Origin of the sequence: Pseudoduganella chitinolytica (assembly GCF_029028125.1) — a bacterium.
GTDB lineage: Bacteria > Pseudomonadota > Gammaproteobacteria > Burkholderiales > Burkholderiaceae_D > Rugamonas > Rugamonas chitinolytica.
The window spans coordinates 1,233,186-1,258,955 of record NZ_CP119083.1 but is presented as its reverse complement, the minus strand read 5'-3'; the positions used below and the strand labels follow the sequence as shown (position 1 = coordinate 1,258,955).

General features: G+C 65.8%; 20 protein-coding genes. 7 read left to right on the top strand and 13 right to left on the bottom strand.

Annotated elements, in window-relative coordinates; all coding sequences use genetic code 11:
- Positions 1 to 6: 6 nt before the first annotated feature.
- Genes PX653_RS05555 through PX653_RS05530 form a run of 6 tightly spaced genes read left to right on the top strand, consistent with a single transcriptional unit; the run spans position 7 to position 6,543 of the window.
- On the top strand, positions 7 to 1,311 hold the full coding sequence (locus tag PX653_RS05555) for a hypothetical protein (RefSeq protein ID WP_277416915.1): 1,305 nt from the start codon (positions 7 to 9) through the stop codon (positions 1,309 to 1,311).
- 28 nt (positions 1,312 to 1,339) lie between these two features.
- Positions 1,340 to 1,651: a hypothetical protein gene (locus PX653_RS05550; RefSeq protein ID WP_277416914.1), complete on the top strand. Its 312-nt coding sequence runs from the start codon at positions 1,340 to 1,342 to the stop codon at positions 1,649 to 1,651.
- Complete coding sequence (locus PX653_RS05545; protein ID WP_307731012.1) at positions 1,651 to 2,721, top strand: radical SAM protein; 1,071 nt, start codon at positions 1,651 to 1,653, stop codon at positions 2,719 to 2,721. Before PX653_RS05550 ends, PX653_RS05545 begins: the two co-directional genes overlap by 1 nt.
- On the top strand, positions 2,718 to 4,052 hold the full coding sequence (locus PX653_RS05540) for a ferritin-like domain-containing protein (protein ID WP_277416913.1): 1,335 nt from the start codon (positions 2,718 to 2,720) through the stop codon (positions 4,050 to 4,052). Before PX653_RS05545 ends, PX653_RS05540 begins: the two co-directional genes overlap by 4 nt.
- 2 nt (positions 4,053 to 4,054) lie before the next feature.
- Positions 4,055 to 5,473 carry a LodA/GoxA family CTQ-dependent oxidase gene (locus PX653_RS05535; protein WP_277416912.1) on the top strand — a complete coding sequence of 473 codons (1,419 nt, stop codon included), beginning with the start codon at positions 4,055 to 4,057 and terminating at the stop codon, positions 5,471 to 5,473.
- 5 nt (positions 5,474 to 5,478) lie between these two features.
- Positions 5,479 to 6,543, top strand: a complete 1,065-nt coding sequence (locus tag PX653_RS05530) for an NAD(P)/FAD-dependent oxidoreductase (protein ID WP_277416911.1) — start codon at positions 5,479 to 5,481, stop codon at positions 6,541 to 6,543.
- A gap of 85 nt (positions 6,544 to 6,628) precedes the next feature.
- Here PX653_RS05530 and guaA read toward each other — a convergent pair whose 3' ends face one another.
- Together guaA and guaB are read right to left on the bottom strand one after the other, a co-directional pair.
- Entirely contained in the window at positions 6,629 to 8,239 is a 1,611-nt protein-coding gene (gene guaA / locus PX653_RS05525; protein ID WP_277416910.1) for a glutamine-hydrolyzing GMP synthase, read from the bottom strand.
- 84 nt (positions 8,240 to 8,323) lie between these two features.
- Positions 8,324 to 9,784 carry an IMP dehydrogenase gene (gene guaB / locus PX653_RS05520; RefSeq protein WP_277416909.1) on the bottom strand — a complete coding sequence of 487 codons (1,461 nt, stop codon included), beginning with the start codon at positions 9,782 to 9,784 and terminating at the stop codon, positions 8,324 to 8,326.
- A 156-nt stretch (positions 9,785 to 9,940) separates the two neighbouring features.
- Between guaB and PX653_RS05515 the strand changes: the two genes are divergently transcribed.
- Positions 9,941 to 10,441 carry a DUF4124 domain-containing protein gene (locus PX653_RS05515; protein ID WP_277416908.1) on the top strand — a complete coding sequence of 167 codons (501 nt, stop codon included), beginning with the start codon at positions 9,941 to 9,943 and terminating at the stop codon, positions 10,439 to 10,441.
- Between the two features lie 258 nt (positions 10,442 to 10,699).
- Here the strand turns inward: PX653_RS05515 and PX653_RS05510 are convergent, their stop codons facing one another.
- The 11 genes from PX653_RS05510 to PX653_RS05460 all read right to left on the bottom strand — a co-directional run bounded on the left by PX653_RS05510 (position 10,700) and on the right by PX653_RS05460 (position 25,170).
- Entirely contained in the window at positions 10,700 to 11,533 is an 834-nt protein-coding gene (locus PX653_RS05510; RefSeq protein WP_277416907.1) for a hypothetical protein, read from the bottom strand.
- A gap of 107 nt (positions 11,534 to 11,640) precedes the next feature.
- The gene (gene tssM, locus PX653_RS05505) at positions 11,641 to 15,141 is read right to left on the bottom strand and encodes a type VI secretion system membrane subunit TssM (protein WP_277416906.1); all 3,501 of its coding nucleotides are present in this window, start codon (positions 15,139 to 15,141) and stop codon (positions 11,641 to 11,643) included.
- Positions 15,142 to 15,151: 10 nt separating this feature from the next.
- On the bottom strand, positions 15,152 to 16,477 hold the full coding sequence (icmH, locus tag PX653_RS05500; protein WP_277416905.1) for a type IVB secretion system protein IcmH/DotU: 1,326 nt from the start codon (positions 16,475 to 16,477) through the stop codon (positions 15,152 to 15,154).
- 24 nt (positions 16,478 to 16,501) lie between these two features.
- Positions 16,502 to 17,833, bottom strand: coding sequence for a type VI secretion system baseplate subunit TssK (gene tssK / locus PX653_RS05495; protein ID WP_277416904.1), 1,332 nt, complete (start codon positions 17,831 to 17,833; stop codon positions 16,502 to 16,504).
- Positions 17,834 to 17,860: 27 nt separating this feature from the next.
- Entirely contained in the window at positions 17,861 to 19,159 is a 1,299-nt protein-coding gene (tagH, locus tag PX653_RS05490) for a type VI secretion system-associated FHA domain protein TagH (RefSeq protein ID WP_277416903.1), read from the bottom strand.
- Positions 19,160 to 19,248: 89 nt separating this feature from the next.
- On the bottom strand, positions 19,249 to 21,294 hold the full coding sequence (locus PX653_RS05485; RefSeq protein WP_277416902.1) for a type VI secretion system Vgr family protein: 2,046 nt from the start codon (positions 21,292 to 21,294) through the stop codon (positions 19,249 to 19,251).
- Positions 21,295 to 21,343: 49 nt separating this feature from the next.
- Complete coding sequence (locus PX653_RS05480) at positions 21,344 to 22,285, bottom strand: hypothetical protein (protein WP_277416901.1); 942 nt, start codon at positions 22,283 to 22,285, stop codon at positions 21,344 to 21,346.
- A 79-nt stretch (positions 22,286 to 22,364) separates the two neighbouring features.
- Positions 22,365 to 22,754: a DUF4280 domain-containing protein gene (locus PX653_RS05475; RefSeq protein WP_277416900.1), complete on the bottom strand. Its 390-nt coding sequence runs from the start codon at positions 22,752 to 22,754 to the stop codon at positions 22,365 to 22,367.
- 25 nt (positions 22,755 to 22,779) lie between these two features.
- Positions 22,780 to 23,553, bottom strand: a complete 774-nt coding sequence (locus tag PX653_RS05470) for a hypothetical protein (RefSeq protein ID WP_277416899.1) — start codon at positions 23,551 to 23,553, stop codon at positions 22,780 to 22,782.
- 46 nt (positions 23,554 to 23,599) lie between these two features.
- Entirely contained in the window at positions 23,600 to 24,061 is a 462-nt protein-coding gene (locus PX653_RS05465) for a hypothetical protein (protein ID WP_277416898.1), read from the bottom strand.
- A 2-nt stretch (positions 24,062 to 24,063) separates the two neighbouring features.
- Positions 24,064 to 25,170 carry a M35 family metallo-endopeptidase gene (locus PX653_RS05460; protein ID WP_277416897.1) on the bottom strand — a complete coding sequence of 369 codons (1,107 nt, stop codon included), beginning with the start codon at positions 25,168 to 25,170 and terminating at the stop codon, positions 24,064 to 24,066.
- Between the last annotated feature and the right edge of the window lie 600 nt (positions 25,171 to 25,770).

The window sequence follows — 25,770 nt, the reverse complement described above, 5'->3', positions numbered from 1 at the left end:
GCTGGCATGGGCGATACCAAACGTGGCGGCTGGGCACAACGGTCGAATCTTGCCGTCCTTGCGCTCGCCCTGTGCGGCGCGCATGCGGCGTCGGCCGGCGATTCTCTCTACAGCGACAAGAAGCTGTGCGGACCCGACAAGTACGTGGACAAGGAGGCCCTGGCCAAGCTGCTGGTAGAACACCATCGGATCGGATCGACGTTCCGCAAAGCCACGGGCCAGGCCGATGGGACCAGTAATGCGCCGTTGCTGGCTGCGCTCATGCGAATGGGTGATACCCCGTGCGACAAGATGGGGGGCGCCTGTGATGCCGACGAAAAGCGCGATTCCACGAGGCTGATGACCCAGATCACTCTTCTGTTCAGCAATCCCCAGCCGGAGTTCAGCCTTCCTGCGGGCAGCTCCAAGGCTGACTTTTTCCTGACCCCCGACCAGGTCAACCCGCTGCTGTGCACTACTCGCGATACGGATCGGCAGACGGCCGAAGCCGTCGAGAGCAGCGCTGGCGTAGCGATGCGTCTGCGCTTACGCGGCCACCCCGACGAGCTGGTGATCCGACGCGACACCAGGGAATTCAGGGCTTCCACCCCTGCCGATTTCAGCATTGAACGAGATGAGGTCGGCCATAGCCGGACCGTCAGCAGCAATGCCTATGTCGGCTTCGTCGGACAAGAGCAGGTCACGAATCTGACCAGGACCGCGTGGATCGGCTACCTGGGCATGGCGCGGCGCAGCACGAGGGTCGACGGTGAAGACGCTCGGGACCGGAAGCTCAACCAATTGCACGCCGGCCTCATCTACGAGCAACACGAAGTCGGGAACCACCGGCTCACCTTCCGTCCTACGTATTTCCAGGACCGCGTGGACGGCACGCGAGTGGTGGCCGCAAGCGTGGAATACACGCCGTACTGGCCGCGCAAGGAAGAAGGACGGTACGTCACGAATCTGCTGATCAATTTTGATGCCTTCGCGATACGTCCGGTCGTGAAGGGAAAGCTAAAACTCGGCCACTTCACGAGCCGCTCGCGCGATCCCGACACCGCAGCCCATCAGGAGAATTTCCTGCGCGCGGGCGGCGTACTCGGGGTAGATATTGTCGGACGCGACGTGCCGGTCGAATACCACTTCAGCTACACGGGGCTCGCCAAGGTGCGCGGTCCTTCCAGCATCAACCACATTGCGCACGCGCTGAGCCTTAGCCTCGACCCCAACAATTACGCAAGCTTGCTGCTGGCGTACGTGCGTGGCACTAACGAGGAGACCCTGTTGCGCGAAAAACAATGGAAACTAACTTTTGCCCTGCGGTATTGACCGCCCAACTGTACCCAAGGAGAACATCATGGCGCAATTCGACGAAAAACGCATCCGCGAAGCAATCAGCTCACGCCTGTCGCTGTCCGACCAGGCGCTTTCCAGGGCAGTCGACCATCTTGGCCGGCTCTATTTTGAGGACGTCAAGCTCGCCGATGTCCGGGCGGAACTCAACCCCATTTCCAAAGGCGTGGTCGCGCAGTTTGACGTGCCACCGGAGCGCCTGGCGGCCGTTGTTGCACAGGCCGGCCAGCTCGAGGACGTGAAGGAAATCACAATCTTCGCAGAGGGGGTCATCGCTCCGACCAACTGGCGCGTCAACGTGGGCATGCGGATGTGATGGATGCTCCAGTCATGCACCCCGGGCCGGGCGGCGCCCCCACGCTGCATTTGCACCCCACACGCCGCTGCAATCTGGCCTGTGGCCATTGCTACTCCTCCAGCTCGCCATACGCAGCGGACCGGCTGGAACCGGCGTTGGCGCTCGGGGCAATCCGCCAGGCAGCGCAATGGGGATATCGGCGGCTGGCCATTTCCGGCGGCGAACCGCTGCTGTACCCGTGGCTGGGCGAGCTCGTCGATACAGCGGCCGGGTTCGGCATGCAGAGCGGCGTGGTGACGAACGGCCTGCTGACAGGCCGTCCGGGCGTCCTGGACATTCTGAAACGTTGCGACTCGGTGGCGGTAAGCATCGACGGCCTGCACGCCGCCCATGATGCGTTGCGGGGGCGACCGGGCGCCTTGTCCGGCGCGTTGGCCGCGCTTGACTCCATGGTGGACGCCGGCATTCCTACCAGCGTCGTGTGTGGCGTAAGCCGCTTCAATGTCGATGAGGTCGAGCACGTCGCGGCCATGGCGCGCGCTCATGGCGCCAGCATGCTGCAGTTGCACGTGGTTGCAAGCTCGGGGCGAGCACGCGACAACCTGGGCGCCCAATTACTCGATGAGCGGGGCCTGCAAGAACTTTACATGACTGCCCGGCTGCTGGCTTGCCTGTACCACGAGACCATGCAGGTCCATGTCGATCTCGTACACCGCGACGTGATCGCCGCCCTGCCCGGGCTGGTCTACGGTGCCCCGGTCGAGCATGCGGCGCTGCGCAGTCCGGCCGAAGTGCTGGGGATGCTGGTGGTGGAGCCCGACGGTAACGTCAATCCAGTCTGTTTCGGCTTTGGCGCCGAGTATGGCCTGGGTCGTATCGGCAGCGGGGGCCTCGCGCGCCTATGGTCCCCGTGGGTGACGCGCGGCTACGTGCGTTTGACCGCACTAGGACGGCAACTGTGGGAACAGGCGCGGCGGCATGAAGGGGCGCGGCTGCTCAATCCGAGCGACGCCCTCAATCAGGCATCGCACACTTCACGAGTAGTACTGGAACAGATCGGATTAGCCAAAAGGGAGGAAGTTGTATGAAATTCCCCGACATTCAGTGGACCGCTATGGAGGCCCCCGGCAACGGTCTCCAGCCAGCGGCAGCGTGCGGCATCCCTCGCGTCGCCAACGCCGCAAGTCCGCGCGAAGATGCCATCGGCCTGCTGCGGCTCGCTGCGGAAATCGAGCACGCCTTGATGGTGCAATACCTGTACGCGGCGCAGTCCTTGCGCGATAGCGACGCAAGGACACTCAGCACCGTGGCAGTGCAGGAGATGGGGCATCTCCTCACCGTACAGAACTTGCTGCTGGCAATCGCTGGCGTCAACGAGCACGGCTACCCTGCCGTCATCCATTTCGGCCGCGACACCTTGCGCCGCGCCAGCAATCTCAATCCACTCCCCCTGACTCTGGAAAGCCTCAGCCGGACGACCCTGGGCAACTTCGTGGCAATCGAAAGCCCCGGGAAGTTCGACAACCCCGCTGTTGCAGAACGTGTCGAAACGCTGCGACTCAAGGCGGGTCGATTAGGTTACACCACGCGACCGGTCCATAACCTGTACGCGGCAATCCACTGGCTGTTCCTGGCCGACGACGAGGTGCAGCCCGTATTGGCCGACATTGGCACATGCACTCCTGGATGGCACTTGGCCGAGGAAGACTTTGTCGACCCCGCGACTATCGACAGATTTGCCGCAACCCAGACCGAGTGGCATTCCATCCCCGGCTTCATCGCCATGCCTGTCCGCAACCGCGCGGAAGCACTTGCTGCCATCGACGCGATCACGCTGCAGGGCGAGGGCGTCACCGGCAGCGAAGACTCGCACTTTGCCCGCTACATCCGCTTGCTGGATCGCCTCGAGGCCGGCGCCGTTCGCGTCCGGCCGCTCGCGCGTACGCCCCACCTGCCAGGCACCGTGATACCCGAGGACCCATCAGCAAGACCGGTTACGCATCCCATCACCGTCTTGTGGGCCGAACTCTTCAATCTGCAGTACGAATGCTTGCTGGTACTTATTGCCTGGTCCTACAGCAAGCCGCAGGGATCCCCCACCAGAGCCAAAGCGATCGACTTCGCCGTGGACCTGATGAATCAGGTGATCCAGCCACTGGCGAACGACCTGTCCAGCCGAGCGCTCGACGAACAGGGCCCGCAAAAGGCCGGTCCGCCTTACGGCCTGCGCGATGAAACCATGCCTTCCGATGCGGCCTCTTTCGCAGCCCGCTTCGCCACGCTCGATCGATCCGAGCGAGAAACGCTGTCCCGTATCAAAGAGACGCTCATGCAAGGTGACGATCCGGTGGCCCGTCTGCGGATCGATTCGATCGAGAACTATTGCCAGCAACGGCAACAACTGCTACAGGAGAACTGAAAATGAAATATGCGATTTACCCCCCTATTGGCATCGCTCGCGTCGGTAACAGCGCGGACGAATTCTTTATCGGCGCCGAGACACTCGACACGGTCGGCACGGAGATCCGGACTGACGGCTCGGAGCAGCCCGTCCACGCATTCAAGGACGCACTGTACCGCACCAAACGCCAGGGCGCGCGGTTCCATTTGTTCGAGGTCCCGGACGACGGCAGCGCGCCCCGCCCGGCCAGTCTTCCCGCAGGCGCAACCGTCACCTGGTCCGTCAAGCTGGGCAATGCTAAGGATGCGGTCAAGCGCCCGCCCGCGCCACCCGATCGTCCGCGTGCAATACAACTGGATCCAGCCCGTACCGACCGCCTCATTCTTACCGAAGGGAACGTGAGCGGCGCCAGTGCGCCCTGGCTCGACCTGGACGGAAGCTACCGTGGGACCACCGTCAAGCTGGGCACCATCTTCACCGACAGCAGCCAGCGCCTTGTTGTTCTGGGAGGACATGGTACCGCCGCTTCGCTGTCGAATCCGCCGGCACCGATCGGCGCGGACTTCTACAATAATCCCGATTGGTATGACGACGTGAGCGACGGCCCGGTCAGCGCCCGCATCAGCATACCCGGCGCTGGCGCAGTCGACGCCGCCCCGGCGTGGGTCTGCGTCGCCCCGCCTGATTTCTCTCCACTTACCCGCGGCATCGTGACGCTGCGCGACGTCATCCTTGGCGCCGCCTACGAGAACGGCGTGCTCCAGCAGCCCGAACAAGTGTCGTTCGACACCGACATCCGGCCCATGATCGAACGTGCTTCCGCGCTGCAACTGGTGAGCTCGAACGCACTATGGCACAGCATCAGTACCGACTGGGCGGCGCTAGCCGATCCGTCCGCGGCAAACCAGCCACTGCGGCAGAACACGGCCCAGTTGGTGAGGCAATGCGAGAACGTCCTGCAAAGCTTTGAATTGCGCGCCTGGCAGCTCGACGCGCTGGATCGTTGGGCCGATGGCGACTTCACGGCCGCCGCGCGGCCAGATCGCGGGCTGTGCGATCAACTGACAAGGGCGGCACTGGACGGCACGGTTGGCCAAGGCTTCTTCCCGGGGATCGAGACGGGTATCAACGTTACCGACGTGAACCTGTATGACCTCGATCCGTTCGAGTTCAGGTTCGGGGCCGGGCTGGCGCCAGGCGACCTGACCGCCCACATGGCGCAGCCGTGGCAAGCCGACTTCCTGAAATGCGGCTCGGGCTGGTGGCCGGCACAGCGACCAAACGAGGTGCCGCAGGAAGCCGGGCCCGCGCGCCCATGGCTGCGCCCGACGATGACGCATGCCCGGCTCGTCGACGATGTCATGAAACTCGGCATAGTGTCGACCAACGACACCGGCCTCGCCGTCGAACAAGGTCGCGACCCTGCGCTGGGCGCTTGAGCAAAATGGCCGACTGCGACATCCTGGTCGTTGGCGGCGGCCCCGCCGGCGCGCTGACTGCGCTCTTGTCAGCGCGCGCGGGCCATGACGTAATACTGGTCAAGCAGCGCGGTGCGGCGGCGGCAAGGCCAACCGAAGTGATGCCGCCATGGTGCCTGCACCACCTCGCCAGCCACGGACTGGCGCTACCGGAGGGTGCCCTGGCGTGTCGTGGACTGCTGTCGGCCTGGGAGGACGAAACGCCGCACTTCCACGACTACGAGCTTCTCGGCGGCGGCGCCGGTGCCGCATTCACGCCCGCCCAGATCGAGGCGCAGTTGCACGCTCAGATCGCACGTTCACCGGTTCGCCAGTCGGAAGGCCATGTGTCCTGGTCGGACGACGGGCCGACCGCAGTCGAGCTGCAGCTTGGTCGCCTTCAAACCTGGAACATCAGTGCGCGCTTCGTGGTATGGGCGGCAGGCCGCTCCAGCCGCACCGGTGGCATGTCGCAACGGCGTCACTATGACAAGCTGGTGGCCTTGACCTTCCCTTTCGCGACCAAGCGCCCAACCGATTGCCTGGTGGTCGAGGCCACCGCCGAAGGCTGGTGGTACGTGCCACCTGCCAGCACTAGTACCGCACAGTTGGTCTTCCTCAGCGATGCCGACCTTTTGCCTGCCGGTGGCGCAGCGCGCTCGTGCTTCTTCCGCCGCATTTTCGGGGAATCTCCTCTGGTAAATGAACTCGCCGCCGAAGCACCTGTCTTCGTTGAGTCCGCCGGCTGCGACGCACGTTTTTCCGCCAGCCGCCCGTTTACCGGCATGCACCGGCTGTCACTTGGCGATGCCGCAGTCAGCCTGGATCCGCTGTCGGGCAGCGGGTTGACCAATGCCCTCGCAGCTGCCGCCGAGCTTGTCTCACACCTGGACAGCGCCGCAGGCCTTGCGCCGAAGGCTGCTTGCGCTGCCATGGAAGCCTGGTACAACGCCCTTCTTGAGCGGGAGACCGCGATCCGCCACCAGACCTACCTGCGCGCGGCGCACCGTTTCCCTGGAGCGCGCTTCTGGCTGCGAAGGGTCCCTCGCTGACCGGACAGGCATAAAAAATGCCCCTGAAATCAGGGGCATTTTCGACTTCGGTGCCTGGGGATGCCGAGCTTTTTACGCTAGGCGATCACTCCCACTCAATCGTCGCCGGCGGCTTCCCGGAAATGTCATACACGACCCGGTTCAACCCACGAACCTCATTGATGATCCGGTTCGACACCTTGCCCAGCAGCTCGTGCGGCAAATGCGCCCAGTGCGCCGTCATGAAGTCCTGCGTCTGCACGGCGCGCAGCGCGACAACGTAGTCATAGGTGCGGCCGTCGCCCATCACGCCCACCGATTTCACGGGCAGGAACACGGCAAACGCCTGCGACGTCGCTTCGTACCAGTTGCGCGGGGCGGCGTCCTGGTCGAAGCCTGGCACGATTGCCGCCTCGTACGGCGTGTTGCGCAGCTCTTCGATGAAGATCGCATCCGCCCGGCGCAGCAGGTCGGCGTAGTCCTTCTTCACTTCGCCCAGGATGCGCACGCCCAGGCCCGGGCCCGGGAACGGGTGGCGGTAGACCATCTCGTACGGCAGGCCCAGCGCGACACCCAGCTTGCGTACCTCGTCCTTGAACAGCTCGCGCAGCGGTTCCAGCAGCTTGAGCTTCATGTCTTCCGGCAGGCCACCCACGTTGTGGTGGCTCTTGATCGTCTGGCCCTTCTTGCCCTTGCCGGCCGATTCGATCACGTCCGGATAGATTGTGCCCTGCGCCAGCCATTTCGCGTTGGTCAGCTTGGCCGACTCCGCGTTGAACACCTCGACGAACTCGGCGCCGATGATCTTGCGCTTGGCTTCCGGGTCCGTGACGCCGGCCAGCTTGCCCATGAACTGGTCGACCGCGTCCACCCGGATGACCTTGACGCCCAGGTTCTTGGCGAACATGTCCATCACCATCTCGCCTTCGTTCAGGCGCAGCAGGCCGTGGTCGACGAACACGCACGTCAGCTGGTCGCCGATGGCGCGGTGGATCAGCGCTGCCGCCACCGACGAATCGACGCCGCCGGACAGGCCCAGGATCACCTCGTCCGTGCCGACCTGCGCGCGGATCTTCTCGACGGCTTCGCTGATGTAGTCCGGCATGTTCCAGTCGGACTTGCAGCCGCAGATCTCGTGCACGAAACGGCCCAGCATGGCCTTGCCCTGCACCGTGTGCGTCACTTCCGGGTGCCACTGCACGGCGTAGAACTTGCGCTCTTCGTCCGCCATGCCGGCGATCGGGCAGCTGTCCGTCGACGCCATCAGCTTGAAGCCCGGCGGCATGTCCAGCACCTTGTCGCCGTGGCTCATCCAGACTTTCAGCATGCCGTGGCCTTCGTGCGTGACGAAGTCGTTGATGCCGTTCAGCAGGGCCGTGTGGCCGCGCGCACGCACTTCGGCATAGCCGAATTCGCGTACCTTGCCGTTCTCCACCTTGCCGCCCAGTTGCGCAGCCATCGTCTGCATGCCATAGCAGATGCCCAGCACGGGCACGCCCAGCTCGAACACGGATTGCGGCGCACGGGGCGAGTCGCCTTCCAGCGTGGAGTTGTGGCTGCCGGACAGGATGACGCCGGCGGCGCCGTAGTTGCGGATGAACTCGTCGGAGACGTCGTAGGGATAGACTTCCGAGAACACGCCCGCATCGCGCACACGACGCGCGATCAGCTGGGTTACCTGGGAACCGAAATCGAGGATGAGGATTTTAGAGTGCATTGAATAGATGAAAACTGAGGAAACCGGAGAAGGATGGCCAGACCAATGAAACAACGCCGGCGCGAGCCGGCGTTGCAAAGGGCATTATTCCGAACGGTAGTTCGGCGCTTCCTTGGTGATCTGCACGTCGTGCACGTGCGACTCGCGCATGCCCGCCGACGTGATCTCGACGAATTCCGCTTTCTCGCGCAGTTCGTCGATCGTGGCGCAGCCACAGTAGCCCATCGACTGGCGCACGCCGCCGACCAGCTGGAAGATGATCGCCAGCACGGAGCCCTTGTAGGCCACACGGCCTTCAATGCCTTCCGGCACGAACTTGTCGGCCTTGGCCGACGCTTCCTGGAAGTAGCGGTCGGCCGAGCCTTCCGCCATCGCGCCCAGCGAACCCATGCCGCGGTACGACTTGTACGAGCGGCCCTGGTACAGGATCACTTCGCCCGGCGCTTCCTCGGTACCGGCAAACATGGAACCCATCATGACGGTCGACGCGCCGGCCGCCAGGGCCTTCGAGATGTCGCCCGAGAAGCGGATGCCGCCGTCCGCGATGCACGGCACGCCGGTGCCTTCCAGCGCCTGCGCCACGTTCGAGATGGCGGTGATCTGGGGCACGCCGACGCCGGCGACGATACGGGTGGTGCAGATGGAGCCGGGGCCGATGCCGACTTTCACCGCGTCCGCGCCGTACTCCACCAGCGCCTTCGCGGCGGCCGCCGTGGCGATGTTGCCGCCGATGACGTCCACGTGCGGGTATTTCGTCTTGATGTACTTTACGCGGTCCAGGATGCCCTGGGAGTGGCCGTGCGCCGTGTCCACCACCAGTACGTCCACGCCGGCTTGCACCAGCAGCTCGATGCGCTCTTCATCCTTGGCGCCCACGCCGACGGCCGCGCCCACCAGCAGCTTGCCGTGCTGGTCTTTCGAGGCGTTCGGGTGTTCCGTCGACTTCTGGATGTCCTTCACCGTGATCAGGCCGCGCAGCTCGAACGCGTCGTTGACGACGATCACGCGCTCCAGGCGGTGCTTGTTCATCAGGCGCTTCGCTTCGGTCGTGTCCGCGTCTTCCTTGACCGTGACCAGCTTCTCGCGCGGCGTCATCTTGGCGCGCACTTCCGCGTCCAGTTCCTGCTCGAAACGCAGGTCGCGGTTGGTGATGATGCCGACCACTTCCTTGCCTTCGACGACCGGGAAGCCGCTGATGCCGTACTGCTCCGTCAGCTTGATCACGTCGCGGATCTTCATGTCCGGCGGAATCGTGATTGGGTCGCGCAGCACGCCCGCTTCGAAACGCTTGACCTTCGCCACTTCGCGCGCCTGGTCGGTCGGACGGAGGTTCTTGTGGATGATGCCGATACCGCCCTCTTGCGCCATGGCGATGGCGAGACGCGCTTCGGTGACCGTGTCCATCGCCGCGGACAACAGCGGGATGTTCAGCGAAATATTGCGGGTCAGCTTGGTGCGGAGGGACGTGTTGGCAGGCAGAACGTTCGAGTATGCTGGAACGAGGAGCACGTCATCGAACGTGAGTGCTTTTTGGAGTAGACGCATAGTACATTTCCTATCGGCGCAAAAGTGAATTATACAGAAGTTCACGCGTGCCGTCCTTGCAAGGCGGCAAAATTCGCCACATTTTTTGCGCGTTCGATTGACTTTAGCGCGCTTTCAAGGTGAAATCGTCTGATGATTCTGCATGGAAACACCCCGGTGAAACTTGTCCGCGCTGGCGTTGCCGCCGTGCTGCTAGGTGCGTGCGCCCTGGCCCAGGCCCAGTGGGCCTGGAAGGATGCCAATGGCCGGCCCGTGTATTCGGACCAGCCGCCGCCCGCCTCTGTCCCTGCCGCACGCGTCTTCAAGGCGCCGCGTGGGCACATGCCGGATTTGCGCGAGCAGTTGCGGCAGCCGGACCCAGCTCCGTCACCCTCTGCACCAACCAAGGCGGCACCTACGCTGGCCGAGCGCAACGCTGCCTATGAACAGCGACGCGCCGCTGCGGCCGAGCTGGCCGGCCGCGCGGCGGATGAGGCCAAGTCGCGGGCGCAGCGTACTGCCAGTTGCGAGAACGCGCGCCAGAACCAGCGTGCGCTGGAGGGCGGCGGGCGCATCGTTCGGTATAACGACAAGGGCGAGCGGGAGGTGTTGGGGGATGCGCAGCGGGCCGAGGAGTCGCGGCGGAGCGTGGCGGCGGTGGCGGAACACTGCAAGTAAGCCTGCCGCATCTTGACGCGTTCGTTGCAGGGTGCGGTCGTAATGACAATGCTCGACAACCGGTGCAGCATCCGCTCTGAACTTATTTGCCGTGCCCCGAGCGCGATCAGCCACGAACTACGCAGAGCACCGGAATCGGTCCATACGATGCCAGTCTCGCACGCCTGCAAAGCTGCGCCCGGCGTATCGCACCTTGACGTTTACCCGCGCTGCATGCGTCGGAATGTCGGGATTACCTCAAGCTGCCCCCGCTTGTGACTAATCCGTGTATCCAAGTGCCTTTCGTCGTGCGTCGAGACCTGCCGCCAGCACTCTGCGATTTGCCCTCTTTACTTTTAGACGCAGGGCTAATACATCATCGCACGACAAAATACGGTCCACCCAAGGCTGACAGGCAATCCACCAATCCCTGATCAGATCACTGGAGCCAGGTTTGAAAGGACGTTGAGGCGGCAGCACGTAAATGTCACGTAGAGCGATTGGCCATGGATGCCAATCAGGCATTAGGGCATCAAGCCATAAAATGCTGTGCATTCGGTACTGTCCAAAAATCAGTGGCCCCTTGATTGCGATCTCTCCGTCGTTAAGCCAGCAAATTACACGCCCAGAGTGGACACCACAGTTGATCGAAACAACGAAGGCAGTTGCGATGGGCTCGAAGAACGATTTCGTCTTGGTGTACGCGTCATTACACTGGTTAGCCACAATCTGCGCCATTGCAATATCATCAGACGGAAGCCAACTCGTCCCGCCTACATCCATTGAGTAGGTTGGATAATCAACATTCCCCTCGCCGCGCAATTCCCCTTGCATAAAGGAGCTCCAACTATAGTGGCAGCCCGGCAGCCCCCGGTAAAGGGTAAGTGTGTTTCGCCTCCACTCTTCCAACACGTTCTCAAAAGAAGCTTCCTCCAGCGGCTGGGAGAACCGATAATGCTTGTTGCGACTAAAAACCGACGGCTTGTCGTCAGGGTTTTCCTCGATGGATTGTACGTTTATGTAGAAGTCACCTTCACTCAACTTCATTCGACCATCATATCTGCAGTCCACAAGTAACAGTTGGAAATTCTTTGTGATCAGATACTTACCCATGAAAATCCCCCTTGTTTGTTGAATACGCGTTTTTACTGCTTTCGATCACAAACATTTCAGGACATAAGCGGCGGCCTGATAAATTCGAAGAAGTTAAGTTCCGGACCTCACAAACCATCCATACACCGAAACTGCTCCAACACCCCACGCCGGAATGGATTGACGACACTGCTGGCCGTCATTTCAAACACCGCCTTGCGCCCATCCACATCGAACGTCACCTTGTAGCGCTCGCTCTGCCCAGTCTGCTCGACGGCGGCTGCATCCAGCATCCGCAACCACGCCCACGGCCCCTCCCGCCGCAGCGTGCCATGACTGCCGGCCGGGACCGTCTCCAGCTGCACCTGGCCATTACCCTTCCCGCTCGGCAGCTGGAACGTGCCGGCAGCCAGCGCGCCCGGCGCGACGACCAGCGGCTGGCCATCGATGTCCAGCGCTACCTTGCTGAGTGCCGGGTCGAGTGAGACCGGGCGCAGCGTAAAGCGCAGCGACGCGAGCCGGCCGCCGGCGCCGAACCAGGCGTCGCGGATGCGGGCGGCGCGCTGGAATTCGTCCAGCGTGGCTTGCGGGATGCCCAGCGCACCGTTGCTGGCGGTCGGACGCCAGCGCCACTGGCTGCCACCCATGTCCACGTATTGCACCAGGTTCTTCTGGAAGAAGTCGTCGATCAGCCCTCCCGGGGCGAACAGCTTGCCGAAGTCCTCGGCGGGGATATCGACGCCGGAGCTGCGTACGATCGGGTAACGGCCGGCGACGGCTTGCCGGCAGAATGTGGCAGGGCCCGCGCGCCACAGCGCGTTCAGGCGCTCGCGTTCGCTGCCGGAGGCCAGCCCGGCGCCGCTGCTGTCAATGGTCTTCAGCACGCCCGCCAGCGGCTCGGGCTTGCCGTCCGCTTCCAGCCGTACCCGCGCCAGCGCGTCCGCCGGCGGTGGCGGCGTGCCGCTGCGCTTGGCCGCTGCCGCCGCGTCGAGGAAGACGGCCACGTCCTTCAGCGTCTGCAATGCCGCGTCCAGTGGCGGTGGGGTGCCAGCCGTGAGCTTGTGCAAGGCGTCGAAGTGGGTGTCGACGGGATGGTCCGTCGTGACCGCGTCGGGTGGCGGCGCGCCGCTGCCCAGCGCGCCTTGCAGGCGTTTGGCGTAGCCGCCCAGCCTGGCCGCGACGCCCGCCGCGGCAGCGGGCACGGGCGGCTTGGCGGCGCCGGCCAGCGTGGTTTCGCGGCTGGCGGCCAGCAGGAACTTGCGCAGCGGCGATTCCGGGCCGCCCAGCAGGTTGGCCATGCGCGCGCCCTGCTCCATCGTGTCGAACGGGCGCACCGCCACGTCCGCCAGCAGCGCATCCCACTCCTTGATGTAGTCGTCGTAGTACAGCCGCAGCACCGCCTGGCGCATGGCCGCTTCGTCGCCCGTGGCGGCCTCCTGCCGCGCCAGCACCCAGCGCTCGGCCGCCACGCTGGCCAGCGCTGCCTTGGATGCCTCCACGAAGCTGGCGTGGCCGGCCACCGTGAACATGCCGTCGATGCCGCGCGTCAGCGGCGCGCCGCTGCGCCGTGTCAGCACGGAGGCCGCCTGGGGACCGCCGGCGCTGACCGGCGAGAACTCCGCCAGGCCACTGGCCATCACGCGGCGCTTCAGGCTGGTGTAGACGCGCTGCTCCAGCGACATCTGCGCCAGCGCCAGGCGCGTGCTGGCCACCAGATCCTTGTCCAGCTGCGGCAGCGCCTGCCCTTCGCGCAGCGTTTCCAGCAGCGCTTCCTGGTGCGCGGACAGTGCCAGCAGGCCCGCCTCGCCCAAGTCCGCCTGCGCCTGCGGGTTGTCCCAGGCCAGCCAGCCGGCCACCGAGCCCGTGTCGAAATGGCCGGGGTCCCCCAGCATCAGGTACACGCGCAGCGTTTCGTACAGCGTGTCGGTATCGCCCGCGTTGCCGCGCCGCAGTCGCTCCTCCATTCTTTGCTGCACGCGCGGCAGCAGCGCTTCCTGCAGCAGGCGGCGGTAAGCGATGCGGGCGGCCTCGCCCAGCTTGTCGCCCTGGTACAGCCCGAAGCGCATTGCCCAGGGTGGCGACTGCTCGCGTTCCGCGTAGCCGCCCGGCAGCGCGCGGGCCGCGTCCAGCACCGGCAGGATCGGCCCGCCCGCCGCGACGCGCCGCGCCAGCTCACCGGTCCGGTCGGCCACTTCGCGCACATACGCATCGTTGCGCAGGTAGCTGCGCACCATCGCGCCTGCCGTCAGCAGGAACAGCAGCGCCGCCGCGCCCATGCCGCCCCATTGCATCCACTGACGCCGGCGCTCCAGCGTCCGGTTGACGCCGGCCAGTTGCGCCTCCGGGAACATGACGTCGCGCAGCACCCGCGTGAGGAAATAGCTGCGCCCTTCCGGCTGCGCCGCGCCGCCCATGCCATGCGGCGCCAGCACCTGCCGGTCGACGCCGAAGGAGGCCGCCAAGGCGCTCATCACCCGGTCCAGCGGCGTGCCCTCCTGCGTGCCGCTGCTGAAGTACACGCCCCGCAACCACGCCTGCTGCTCGTAGCGGTTCGGTTCGAACACCTCGTTCAGGAACGTCGCCAGCGCATCGCGGATGCCGGCAAACTGCTGGGGGAAGCGGTAGACAAGCGCGCGCCGCTCAGGGTCGCGCTCTTGCTGCATGCGCGCCAGCACGCGGGCCTGCAGGCGCTGCTCGAGCTGGTCGAATTCGGCGGGGAAAGCGGCCAGGGTGCCGTCCGGCGGGAACGTCACGCCCCACACCTGGCCCCGCTCTTCGCGGCTCAGCGTGTCGAAGAATTCCACGAACCCGGCCAGCAGGTCGCACTTGGTGACCAGCACATAGACGGGAAAGCGCAGTCCCAGCTGCTCGTGCAGCTCCTGCAGCCGCGCGCGCAGCGCGGCCACGTGCGCGGCGCGGCCGGCGTCGTCCCGGCGCAGCAGGTCCGTCAGCGACAGCGCCAGGATGACGCCGTTGATCGGACGCCGGCGCCGGTGCCGCCGCAGCAGTTGCAGGAAGCCGGTCCAGGCGGCGTGGTCGGCCTGGGCGTCGCTGTCCTGCGTCGTGTAGCGCCCCGCCGTGTCCAGCAGCACGGCTTCGTCGGTAAACCACCACTCGCAATTGCGGGTGCCGCCGATCCCGCCGATGGCCCCCGTGCCCAGGCTGCCGGCCAGCGGAAACTCCAGCCCGGAGCGCGTCAGTGCCGTCGTCTTGCCCGTACCAGGAGCGCCGATGATCATGTACCACGGCAGTTGGTACAGCCCGCCCCGGCCGCCCGTGCGCGACTTGCGCAGCACGGCCAGCGCTTCGCGCATGCGCTGGTTGAGCTGTGCCAGCTCGGCGGCCACTTCTGGCAGCGGCTGCCCGGCGGCCGGCTGCTGCTGCGCCACCAGGCTTTTCATCAGGTGCAGGTTGGCCAGCTTGACGGCCAGCAGCTTGCCGCCGAACCACAGGGCCCACAGTGCCAGCAGCGCGACGATCCAGTACCAGCGCACCCACTCCGGGGCGAACGGTGCGTGGCCGTCGAAGGACACCAGCGGCGCTTCGAACCAGATGACAAGGGCAAGCAGCAGCACGCCCAGCAGCGCCAATACGGGCGGCTTGACCAGCCAGCGGAGCAGCTTTTTCATGGTTCCCCCGTCAGGATGCCGGCGTGGCGACAACGATCTCCACGCGCCGGTTGCGCGCGCGGTTGGCCGCGGTGTCGTTCGGCACGAGCGGCTCGGCCTCGCCGTGCCCTTCCACCTCGTAGCGCGTGGCGGGACCGGCGCGCTGCGCCAGCAAGGTCCGCACCGTTTCGGCCCTGGTGCGCGACAGCTCGTAGTTGGACGGGAAGCGGGCGGACAAGCCGGGCCGCACATTGTCCGTATGGCCCACCACCGCCACCTTGCCAGGGACCGAGGCCAGCGCCGCGCCGATCCGGCCCAGCAACGGCAGATAGGCCGGCGCCACTTCACCGCTGCCGGACGCGAATACGCCGTCGCCGCGCAGCGTGACGGTGGCGCGGCCGTCCCGTTCGGCCACGCTGACCAGCCCCTGCGCGATCTCCGGTGCCAGGAACGTCGCCAGGTGCGCCGATTGTTCGGGGGCGCGTGGGGCAGCCGGGGCCGCCGCGGGCGGGGCGGCCGTCTTCAGCGACAGCAGGTTGGCGAACACGGGGTCGGAGGCCTGTCCCAGCCGGTACGACAGCACCAGCTGCAGGAGCAGCAACAAGGCCGCGGCGCAGGCCGCGACGATCCACACGGGCACGGCGCGCCACAGCGGCTCGCCGGCACCGCCCTGGCCGTGCCAGTGTGCCGACAATTCGGGCCCCGCCGTGCCGCGCTGCCGCTCGATCATCTGCAGCAGCCGCTCGCGCAGCGCGTCGAGCTGGCTGCGGCCGTTCTCGAGCACGCGGTAGCGTCCTTCGAAACCCAGCGCCAGGCAGACGTACATCAGCTCCAGTGCCGGCAGCGATGTCTGCGGATCCTGGCTCAGCTTTTGCAGGATCAGGAAGAACTTTTCGCCGCCAAAGGCCTCGTTATGGAACGTCACCAGCAGGCTGCGGCTGGACCAGGCGCCGCCGCCCCAAGGCGTAGATGCAATCGTTTCATCGAGCAAGGTGCACAGCGCATAGCGCGCCGCCGCGATCAGTTCGGCATCCAGCTGCGCGGCCTTCGCCGCCAGCTCGAACGTGCGGATCGCCTGCACGAGGCCGATGCGCAGGCCTTCCACGTCCGGATGGGCGGCCATGCGCCGCAGCGGCGGCACCAGGTCCAGCAGTGGATTGGCGGCCGCGACCAGCGAGTTCAGTCCCACGCCATGCCACTGCTGCGGTTCCAGCGGCCGGGCTGGCGGCGCCGCGACAACCGGCTCGCGCGGCAGCAAGGATGGCGCCTGCGCGGGCGCCGGATGCAGGCCGGGGCGCGGCACCAGCATGGTCCGGTCCGTGTCCTGCAGGGGTTGTTCGGATTCGTTCGCGCTCACGGTGTCATCCTTCTCGTGTGGCCGCTATTTGCGGATGGCCCAGAATTCCATCTGCAGGCCCGGGTACTCGTTCGGCACGTGCAGCGCGAAGCCGGCCGACGTCAGCAGCGGACGCCAGTAGTCGCTGTTGCGGTCCAGCTCGAAGTACGTGTAGCCGGCATGGAATGGCAGCTGGCGTGGCGCGACCGGCAACGCACGCAGCGCGATGCCCGGCAGTTGCAGGTTGACGAGGTCGCGGATCTTCTCCACCGAGCCGATCTTGACCATGGCGGGAAAACCGCTGCGCACGGCCTCGGGCGGCACCTGCGCGTTGACGGCCAGGATAAAGGTGGCAGTGCGCAGCAGCTCGGGATCGGGCACGACGGCCACGCGCAGGCCGAACTGGCGTTCCTCCAGCTTCAGCGCCACGGCATGCGGATCGATCACTTGCGACAGCGCCGCGCGCACATCCTCCAGCACGGGCTGGAACGTCTCGGCCAGCCGGTCGTGCCGGTAGACGGGGTAGCCGGTGGCCAGCTTGTCCGGCTTGCAGAACGTGGCCAGTTCCCCGGCCAGCCGGGCCAGCTCCCCATACAACGCCTCCGGGTGCAGCCCTGTCGTGCCGGCCAGGTGGACAAACAGGGGCAGGCTGCGGTTGAGCAGTTGCAGCATCAGGAAATCGGCGATCTCGGCGGCGCCCCCCACGCCGGGCTGGCTCAGCCGGCTGGCCAGCGCCTGGGCCCGTTGTCCCAGCAGGCCGACCAGTTCGTCGGCAAACGCGCCCAGCCGCGGCGCCGCCCGGACATCGAGGCACGGCGGACAATACGCCGCATCGAGCACCACGCGCTGGTCCGGCCGGCGCTCGATCACGCGCGCCACGCCCAGCGCGGTGCAGCCATTGGCCACGTCGCGCGCCAGCGCGAGGCGCAGCCGCAGGCTGCCCACCTGCATCAGTGCCGCGTTGTCCAGGCCGTTGCTGTCCATTGCCTCGTATTCGATGGTGCGGTAGCGGGCGAAATTCTCCGGACCCGGCGCATCGTCGGTTTCGGCGATGCCGGGCCGGCGCACGGGCAACGCGAGGACCACCAGCATGTCGCGCGCATCCTCCGGGATCTGCAGCGGGGGCGGCAACGCATCGTCCTGCGGCAGCACCAGCGGAGTCCCGTCCGGCAGCACGGCGCGGCACGACAGCAGCGCCAGCTTGCCCTGCGCCAGCAAGCCCTCGTCGATCACCAGCGACGAGAAGCCCCACGCATAGGCGCGCAAGGCGGTCACGCGGGCCTCCAGCACGCTGTGCAGGTAGCGGTCGTGCTGCTGCAGGTGCTGCGGCTGCAGCAGCATGCCCTCCGACCAGATCACTTTACGGTTCCAGCTCATCTTGTTCCGCCATGGTTGATGGGTTTGTCAGCAGCCGGCATCCTTCAGCCGGCGCACCTGCTCTTCATAAGCCTGCGCGAACGCTTCGCCGAACAGGCGCTGGAAATCCTCGTCTGCTTCCAGGGCCAGCTGGTCGTACACCTGCACCATGCGATCCCACATGCGCGTCTTGTGGCCGCCCGCGAACACCTTCGCCAGCAAACCCGGTTCGTGCAGCCGCTCCTCGATCACGGCCGGGTCGAAGCGGCGCAGCACGCCGGCCAGCGCCGCGCGCGTGCCCGCCATCACCGCCAGCTCGTGCGCCCGCAGGTCGACAAAGGCGCCGGCAAATGCGCGATCGGGCGGCAGGTAGCCCGGCAAGGGCCCCTGCAGCATGTGCGTCAGCGCTGTCGTCGCATCGGGGAAGAACTTCAACGGGTTGTTGGCTTCGGGCGCGATCATCGTCATCTCGACCCGGCTGCCGCGCTTGGTCAACGTGCGCGCCATCAGCACGCCGATGGTGCCGGCCGTGGCCTCGCGCAGCATGGCGCCGGCCAGTTCCGCCAGCGCTTGCGCGTCATGCCGGCTGTGCAGGTCGGGCACGCCCAGGCCGCGCAGCAGCGCTTGCAGGACCCGGTTGTCGTCGGTGGCCGGCGCCGCCACGCGGTCGCCGTGGATGGGGACCTCGGGCGCCAGCCGTTGCGGTTCAGGCGGCGCGGGTTCGGCTGCGCGCCCTGGCAACACGTCCGCGAGCGGATCGTAGTCGTCCGGGATGAGCGGCGCGGCCGCCAGCACGGGCGGCGGCATGATCAGCACGGCCTGCTCCGGCGGCGCATGATCGGATTCCGCGCCCCGATACCCGGGCCCGGACGGGGCAGCGTGCACCGGCGCCAGGTTCAGGCCGAGCGGATCGTGGGCAGGATCGAATGCCGCGTCGAACGGCCCGGCCACGTCGACGATCGCGGCGTGCGCCAGCGCGTCCGGCGCCTCGTCGTACAGCGGCATCGCCAACGCCGGCGCGGGCGCAGGTTCCGGCTCGAGCGTGGCGACCAAGGTGTAGTCGCCGATATCGATACGCTCGCCCCCCACCAGCCGCGCCGAGCCGGCATCGCCCAGCAGTTGGCCGTTGACGAGGCTGGGATTGCTGCCCAGGTCGACGAGGAACCAGCCGCCGTCCCTAAATTCGATGCGCGCATGGGCCCGCGAGATGTACTTGGTGGGATCGTCCAGCACCAGGTCGCTGCCCGCCCCGCGCCCCAGCACGCCGCCGCTGTGGTCGAAGCGCCGGCCCAGCGGCGGCATGGGCGCCACCCCGCGGTAGGCTTGCACTTCAAGCGAGATCGGCATGGTGCCTCCGCTGCAAGCGGTACGCAGTGCGCGACGGACCGTCGGCAGCGTCTTTGGAGAAGCGATGATGGTGCACGTATCCTCCGGGATCAGTTGATTTTCACGAGGGCACCCTCGGCTGTCAGCACGCCGCCGGCCTTGATCGAGATGACGCCGTCGGCCTCGATGGCGATCTGCGCCGACTTCAACGTGATCTTCGCCGGCTCGATCTTGACGCTGCTGCCGCCCACCTTCAGTTCGATCGACGTGCCCGCCTCGATGACGATGGTCTTGCCCACGTCGACCTTTTGGTTGGCATCCACCTTGACCGTTTCGTCCTTGCCCACCTGGACGCTGCGGTCCTTGCCGACCTCGATCTTCTGATTGGCGTCCACCTTGACCGTTTCGTCGTTGACCACGTGGACGCTGCGGTCCTTGCCGACGTCGAGCTTCTGGTTGGCATCGACCGTGACGGTTTCGTCGTTGACCACGTGGACCTTGCGGTCGTTGCCCACGTCGATGCTCTGGTCGTGGCAGATCGCGATCGTCTGGTCGCCCTTGTCCTTCTTCTCGAAACCCACCTTCAGCGTGTCGTTGTTCTTCACCACGCGGTTGCAGTCCTTCTCGGCCTGGATGTAGAGTTCCTCGGCGCCCTTCTTGTCCTCGAAGCGCAGCTCGTTGTAGCCGCCACCGCCCTTCGAGCTGTTGGTCTTGATCGTCGAGCGGGTCTGGTGGGCCGGCAGATCGTACGGTACGACGGTGTCGGCGTTGTAGACGCAGCCCGTCACCAGCGGCTGGTCGGGATCGCCCTCGAGAAAACTGACCACCACTTCCATGCCGATACGGGGTATGAACATCGTGCCCCAGCCCTTGCCGGCCCAGCCCTGCTGCACGCGCACCCAGCACGAGCTGGTGTCGTCGTCGTGGCGCTCGCGCTCCCAGTGGAACTGCACCTTGATGCGGCCATGCTTGTCGGTCCAGGTTTCCTCGCCCGCCTTGCCGACCACGATGGCCGTCTGCGGGCCGTGCACGAAGGGCCGGGCGGCACTGCGCGGTGGCCGGTAGCTGTGCTCCTTGCCCACCGCCTGGAACGAGCACTGGAACTCGAACGCCCCCTGTGTGCCGCCGCTGCCGTAGGCGGAACTGGCGAACTCGATTGCCGTGGCGGTGACGAGAAACTCGCGGTTCTGGTCCGCACGCGGGTGCTCGGCCAGCTTGAACAGGGCGCCGGCACCGATGCCACGCGCGTTGGTCGCGCCGTCCACCTGCTCGCCCTGGCCATGCAGCGCCTCCATCCGCGCCCGGGCCCGGCTTTCGCCCGCCCCCGCCGCCTTGTAGCGGCCCGGGTAGTCGTACTGACGGAAGCGCTGGGCGGTGTACGGCGCGGCGATGGCCGACTTCACCAGCAGGCCCGCGTTGCGAATGGCGGCGGGCTGCTCGAAGTCATAATCGTTGAGGGCGTACTCGCCGCTCTGCACGGCGCCGGCGGGCCACATGCGCGACACCGCCTTCCCGGGCGCGCGCCGGCCCTCCTGTTCGTCCCAGAACGGCAGCGTGGCATAGCCGGCGGCGCTGGCGTGGGCGCCGTAGCCGTCCGCCAGCACCATCGTGTGCGCGCCCGCCTCATGCCGGAAATAGTAGTAGATGCCCTCTTCTTCCAGCAGCCGGCTGACGAAGTCGAAGTCGGACTCACGATACTGCACGCAGAACTCGCGCTTGGCCGGCGTGGACGACAGCTTGCCCGCATCGATCTTGATCAACCCGCCATAGCAGCCGTCGCCGCACACCGCCTTGACGATCTCCAGCGCGGTCTTGTCCTGGAAGATGCGGCAGTCGGACGAGCGCGTCAGCAGCCACAGCGCGGGGTGCACGATTGCCTCCCAGGCCGGCATGCCGTCGCGCCAGCCCAGGTAGGCAAAGCGCGTCACGATCCCGTGGAAGTGCCGCTCGCCGCCTTCCTCCAGGTCCAGCGTGACCGTCAGCGGCTGGCCCAGCACGTCCGCCGTGGCGATATCGGCACGGGAGGACTCGAGCTGCACGCGGAACTCGAACAGCTGTCCCAGCGCCTCGCTGCACTGCATGCGGCGAAACAGCAGCACGTCCGCACCCAGGGCGGACGTGACGGTGACGGGGCGGTTGGCTTGGGTGGGCTGCATGGTAGTCATCGGTGTGGGTGTCGGCTGCTGGCGGCAGGTGGAAACACGGCTAGCGCTTGTCCGCCTTCCTGGCGGTATCGCGCAGGCTGCGGTAATCGGTCAGCGCGTCGACATCCACGGAGACCATGCGGGGCATGGCGTCGGCGTAGTCGAAGTAGGCGATCCGCTTTGGCTGGATCCAGTCGAGCACGGCGCCGTCGTCGCTCCAGTAGCAGATGATCGCGCTGTCCACGGTATTGTTGTCCGCCCGGCCACGCGTGCTGCGCATGATGATGCCGTCGAGTTTGAGCAGGTGCCGCGCTTCGTACAGCGCGGCCGCCAGCGACCGGTGCAGCAGCTGATCCATCCTGGCCTCGTCGCTGACGCACAGGTCGGACAGCGACATGCCGCGCGGCAGGTCCGCCGCGATGTCGGGATCGCGCCCCAGCTCGTCCAGCAATGCCCTGAGATCGGCATTGGTGAAGTCCAGGTACAGGTAGCGGACGGGCCTGACCACCTCGTACGTCACGACATATTTTGCGCCCGCGCCCAATACCGGGTTGACCAATCCATTGGCCATGCGGCGGTCGCCGTGCACGCGTATGCCGCGCTGCAGGTCCGACTCGCCCGTGGCCGGATCGGCCTTCTGCGTGTAATGCCCCAGTTCCGTATCGACGCCGAATCTTCCGATCATCGACAGGATCGATGCCTGCTTGCGTCCCTGCTGCGGCGCCAGGCCGAGATAGGAGCCGCAGTACTTGACCTTGCCGATGAAGTTCCCGGACAGGCGGACGTCGTCGCGCTGGCTGCCCCGGGGATGACTCTGTACGAGCCCGCCGGGGTCCTGTACATATTCGGGATTCAGGTAGCGCTGCACGCGCGTCTCCGGCCCCAGCGTCACGACGTGGGGCTCCAGCGCGGCTGCCGCGAGCTTCTGGCTGCCGATCGCCGCGCACATGCGATCGAAAACCTTGCCGACGAAGCGTTCGGTGATGATCTTCCACTGATACATGACATTCTCCCGGGCCCGCGGGCCAAGTCCTTCACACTGCTCATCGTGCGGCCGCGCCATCGCGCGGCCCGCGTTCCGGTCAAGGCACCTGCGTCTTGACGGTGCCGGAGGTCGTGAACTGGATCACGCCGCCCCAGTTGCACAGGCACTTCGACACGTTGTCGAGCGTGGGCATGTTCGCCAGCAGCACCGTGGGCGCGCCCGGCACCCAGGGCGCCGCGGTCGCAGGAATGCACGGCATCGGCGTCAGCACGCCCATCGCCGCGGCGGTTGCCGCCGCCACCATCGGATTGGCGGGCGACATGCAGACCCCGAACGGCAGGATATTCACCATCGGGATGTGGTCCATGATGTTGGCCGCCGGCGGGCCTTCGCACAGGACCTTGTTCTTGGGCAGGACAACGAGCGACGATGGGGCTGCGCCCATCGTGCACGTCATCATGGCGCCCATGGAGACTTGGTTTGGCATGGTTGGATCGCTTTCCTTGTGGCGCTCAGAATTTGCCGGCGATCGCCCGGTAGCCGTTTGCCGTCAGGATTGCGGCCAGCGTTTTCCGATAGCGGGCACGGTCCGCATGGGCTTCGCCGAACAGTAGCGCGATGAGTGCCTGCGCCTTGCGGCAGCCGGGACGCACGACCGTTACCTGGGCAGGTTTCGTACTCCGATCCAGTTTGCCGAGCGCGAGGGCACCGGCCTGCAGGTCCTTGGCCAGCGTCAGTTTGCGTTCCTTCAGCGTTGAATTCAAAAAGGTGTCGTACACCATTTTGGGGACGGTATACACGGCTGGCACGACGAACAGCGATGCCGCGAAGGTCGCTTGCTTCACGTCGAAGCGATTGGCGAGGTAGAAGGCATGAGCGTCGCACTTTCCGCAAGTGCACGGATACAGGCCGCCGCCTCTCTTGTCTTTCGATACCAGGTCCCAGTATGCGAACGACTTTTTCGTCGAGTATGCGACCTGGGCTGCGCCCACCCATACTGCCAGTACGGGCGCGAGCGAACCGAATGCACCCACGGCAGCAGTGGTAACCACCGTTGCCGTGGCCGGGGCGGTAGTCGCGAAGATCGCCTGCACCGCAGCCCCGGCTACCTTCTTCGCTGCGGCATCCCCGCCTGCCATGGCGACCTCTTTGGCAATGGCTTTGCCGCCGAGCTCCCAGTCGAGCGCTTTCTTGATCGTTTCATAGCCCGCGAGGTCAACGTTGTCTTCCTGGTGGCGAAGGCGGATGAGTATCACATCGAGGTCTGGTAGTACGGCGTTGGGCATGATTTACTCCATGTTGATGTGGATCGCGGGCGGCGACAAACGTCCCCTAGCGCCTCGCGTGCTGGTGTACCGAATCCGGCCCGGACACCCATTCGGCCTGGCGGCCAGCCAGGTCAACCAAATATTTGCCGCCGACCTCGTTCTCGATCTCCAGGTGGGCCCCATCGGCCGCCAGCTTCATGCTGCGGAAGTAGCGCCCCGGCTGGAATGGCGCGTCGGACTGGGTCGGCACCTGGTACACCTTCAGCATCCACAGCCGCTCGCCGCTGGCGGGATCGATGGCGACCAGGTAGCCGCCGGGCTGGTCGCCGCCGTGCTTGCCGCTCTGCATGTCCTGTTCGTAACGGACCCCGGCGTGGACGACGGGCTCGACCTGGGGTGGTGCCTTGCGGCTGGCGCTGGGCGTATCGCTCATGGCAGTGTTCTCCTTGGTGGATGACGGGCCCGACTGGGCGCTGTCCGCACAGCCCGCGACGGCGAGCGGCAGCAGCAGAAGGCGCAGTCCCATGTTCACTTGATTGTCAAAGCACTCGCGCGCTCGGCATCGGTCAGCGCACCGCCACAATCGGCGGCAAAGAAGGCCCAGTTGTCGGCATTGCGGATACAGTCGCTGCCCGGATAGCCGGCGTGCGGCCCGATGCCGTACGAGCCATAGCGGTCCCCGCCATTCTTCACGTCCGCGGTACCGCAGACGAGGTGCGACAACTCGTGCACGACGATGCGGGTCCAGTTGGCCTGGCCGGTGAGGATATCGCCGGCTGCCCAGGTGAAGAAGGTGCTTTCGATGTAGACGACGTCCATGCCTTCGCCGTTGCTGGCGAATGTGAACGCCTCCGCGGCCAGGAAGTCGGCTTCGTCGGCATCGGTCGTGCCGCGGAACGGCACCCAGTCCGTCAGGACGAGGTTGCCCTTGTTGAGCATGGCGATGATCTTCTTGAAGCCCGCGCCCAGGTCCGCGATGTAGGTGGCAAGGGTCGCATCGGCTAACCCCGCTTCGGCGAACCAGCGAGACACCATTGCGCGCGCATCCGTGGTGGCCTTGTCCTTGCCCTTCGACGCTGCCTGGGCAAGCACGATACCGGCCTTCTGGCACCAGGCCAGCGCCTGCTGCACGCTGGTGCCTAGATAGCGCTTCTGTTCCTCGCTGAAGATTTCATTATTGCTGGCAAGGGCGGTCTTCGCCGCACCCACCGTATCGCCGTGTGCGGTGATGTAGCGGCTCGGCCAGTCCGTGATGGCGGTCGGCAGCGACACTACCCAGACCTTGCGGTTGCCCGCCTTGTTCTGCAGGTAGACGTGGCGCAGCAGCTTCAGGCAGGCGGCGCGCTTCTTCGCGGCCGCCGTCAAGGTGCCCGCGTCGCCTTCGACCCAGGCCGCGGCTCCCTGCAGGATGCCACGGTCCTCGCTCACCTTTGCCTTCCCGGTGCCCTCCGTGACCTTCACGCGCAGCTTGCCCAGCGCGTTTTCCTTGCCGGCGTCGAAACCCGTGGGCGACATCAGCTCCTCCAGTTCCCGCACCAGCGGCCGCCAGTCAGGTGCGTAGTTGCCGTTCTGGGCGATGACGGCCCGTGCCGCATCGTATTCCGGCTTGAATTTCTTGCTCCAGTCGATCGGCATGATCATGCTCCTCCGTGAAACGCTTGATGACCGACAGGCCGCAGGCGGGCCAAGTCTTCATCCACCTGGCAAAGTGCCTTCCCTGTCTTGTCCCTGCAGGCAGCGAGGCCGCATATCGGATGCCTGAGCCTGCCCGGCATCCCTGATCCCGGCGGCGATAGCCCTACACGCGCCGCCATGACGAGGAAGCGTCTGCTCGCGACACGGGCGTACAAGATCTGACCGTTGCCGCGAAATCCGATCTACCATGGATCACGCTGGCAACGTCCAGGGGAACGGTGTCTTGCGGATTGTTAAAGCGGCCGTTCAAGGACATTGCACCCGGTTGTCCATCCGGATGCATGTGAAGGCAGACAGTACCCGAGGCGGTGGAGAACGTGACTTCGACGTCCCCCCTGTTGCGGCCCCGGATGGGCGTGAGGGGACTACTCGTCAGCTGACTGTCCGAAACGGTGATCGCGGTCCTGTTGATCGTGATTTGGTAGCTCATGTCCAATCCTCTCCCAATACGCAAGATATATACAGCCGAGGCGGTTCTGCACCCTTACCGGCTTTACAACGTCAACGACGATACCGCGTGCCATCCCGGCATGTTCCGAG

What these genes read in the sequence shown, in the direction of transcription:
- PX653_RS05550 (WP_277416914.1), top strand. Translation starts at nt 1,340, where the DNA reads ATGGCGCAATTCGACGAAAAACGCATCCGCGAAGCAATCAGCTCACGC.
- PX653_RS05535 (WP_277416912.1), top strand. Translation starts at nt 4,055, where the DNA reads ATGAAATATGCGATTTACCCCCCTATTGGCATCGCTCGCGTCGGTAAC.
- PX653_RS05480 (WP_277416901.1), bottom strand. Translation starts at nt 22,285, where the DNA reads ATGTATCAGTGGAAGATCATCACCGAACGCTTCGTCGGCAAGGTTTTC.
- tagH (WP_277416903.1), bottom strand. Translation starts at nt 19,159, where the DNA reads ATGCCGATCTCGCTTGAAGTGCAAGCCTACCGCGGGGTGGCGCCCATG.
- PX653_RS05540 (WP_277416913.1), top strand. Translation starts at nt 2,718, where the DNA reads ATGAAATTCCCCGACATTCAGTGGACCGCTATGGAGGCCCCCGGCAAC.
- PX653_RS05510 (WP_277416907.1), bottom strand. Translation starts at nt 11,533, where the DNA reads ATGGGTAAGTATCTGATCACAAAGAATTTCCAACTGTTACTTGTGGAC.
- PX653_RS05545 (WP_307731012.1), top strand. Translation starts at nt 1,651, where the DNA reads ATGGATGCTCCAGTCATGCACCCCGGGCCGGGCGGCGCCCCCACGCTG.
- PX653_RS05475 (WP_277416900.1), bottom strand. Translation starts at nt 22,754, where the DNA reads ATGCCAAACCAAGTCTCCATGGGCGCCATGATGACGTGCACGATGGGC.
- PX653_RS05485 (WP_277416902.1), bottom strand. Translation starts at nt 21,294, where the DNA reads ATGCAGCCCACCCAAGCCAACCGCCCCGTCACCGTCACGTCCGCCCTG.
- PX653_RS05530 (WP_277416911.1), top strand. Translation starts at nt 5,479, where the DNA reads ATGGCCGACTGCGACATCCTGGTCGTTGGCGGCGGCCCCGCCGGCGCG.
- guaB (WP_277416909.1), bottom strand. Translation starts at nt 9,784, where the DNA reads ATGCGTCTACTCCAAAAAGCACTCACGTTCGATGACGTGCTCCTCGTT.
- PX653_RS05470 (WP_277416899.1), bottom strand. Translation starts at nt 23,553, where the DNA reads ATGCCCAACGCCGTACTACCAGACCTCGATGTGATACTCATCCGCCTT.
- tssM (WP_277416906.1), bottom strand. Translation starts at nt 15,141, where the DNA reads ATGAAAAAGCTGCTCCGCTGGCTGGTCAAGCCGCCCGTATTGGCGCTG.
- PX653_RS05555 (WP_277416915.1), top strand. Translation starts at nt 7, where the DNA reads ATGGGCGATACCAAACGTGGCGGCTGGGCACAACGGTCGAATCTTGCC.
- guaA (WP_277416910.1), bottom strand. Translation starts at nt 8,239, where the DNA reads ATGCACTCTAAAATCCTCATCCTCGATTTCGGTTCCCAGGTAACCCAG.
- PX653_RS05465 (WP_277416898.1), bottom strand. Translation starts at nt 24,061, where the DNA reads ATGGGACTGCGCCTTCTGCTGCTGCCGCTCGCCGTCGCGGGCTGTGCG.
- PX653_RS05460 (WP_277416897.1), bottom strand. Translation starts at nt 25,170, where the DNA reads ATGCCGATCGACTGGAGCAAGAAATTCAAGCCGGAATACGATGCGGCA.
- tssK (WP_277416904.1), bottom strand. Translation starts at nt 17,833, where the DNA reads ATGAGCTGGAACCGTAAAGTGATCTGGTCGGAGGGCATGCTGCTGCAG.